This window comes from Kitasatospora sp. NPDC059088, from assembly GCF_042738155.1.
In the GTDB taxonomy this organism is placed as follows: domain Bacteria; phylum Actinomycetota; class Actinomycetes; order Streptomycetales; family Streptomycetaceae; genus Kitasatospora.
Genome location: NZ_JBHYGR010000094.1, coordinates 32,534 through 33,242 on the forward strand (window position 1 = coordinate 32,534; position 709 = coordinate 33,242).

General features: G+C 77.2%; 1 protein-coding gene. It reads right to left on the reverse strand.

Going from position 1 to position 709, the window contains the following annotated elements; genetic code table 11:
- Positions 1–150: 150 nt before the first annotated feature.
- A complete protein-coding gene (locus ACFWXO_RS32125) occupies positions 151–543 on the reverse strand; it encodes a hypothetical protein (protein WP_380528249.1) in 393 nt (130 codons plus the stop codon).
- Positions 544–709: the final 166 nt, after the last annotated feature.

Genomic DNA, 709 nt, shown 5'->3' on the forward strand with positions numbered 1-709 from the left:
GGTTTTACTGGGGGGGGAAATGGGAGTTCCCCCTGTGTCGGCGGGGGGGGTATGGGGGCGGGCCGGGGCGGGGGGCGGGGCGGCCCCGGGCATCGGCCGGGCGCAGCACGGGCAGGCAGGCGGGCCCGCGAATCGGGGCGGGGCAGCTGGTCAGCTGTACCGGCCGTACCAGTAGCCGGACGGGTGGCGGCGGCTCACGGTCAGCTCAATCCGGGTGCCGTCGGGCAGCGCCGTTTGTACGCGGGCACCGGCACGGAAGGTCGAGATCACGACCCCCGGGGTCGGCGACCCGCTGAGTTCGACCGCGATCGTGCTTCCCGTCACCAGACCGAGGAAGTCCGGCGTACCGACGTTGGCGACCGTGCGCCACCACGCGGCCTTCTCTCGCACACCACCGGACGGGGTCGGTGCCATCGGCTCGAACCGGTCGCCCGGCCGGAAGTCGATTCCGGCCGCGACGTCATCGGCGGTCGGGCTGTGCAGGTGACCGGCGTCGAAGGCGACGGGGACGCTGGACGCGGGGAAACTGGCGGCGGTGTTCATGATCGGACCTCACAGGGGTTAGGACGGGCGGGGAAGGTGGGCGGGCCTGGCCGGAGGCCGGGGGGGGGGGGGGCGGCCCCCCGCGCCCGCCCCCCGCGCGCGCCCCCCCCCCCGGGGGGGGGGGGGGGGGGCCGCCCCCCCGGCCGCGCGGCCCCCAGGGCCCCAG

Excerpts from the sequence above, each read along its gene's own strand:
- ACFWXO_RS32125 (WP_380528249.1), bottom strand. The coding sequence starts at position 543 with ATGAACACCGCCGCCAGTTTCCCCGCGTCCAGCGTCCCCGTCGCCTTC.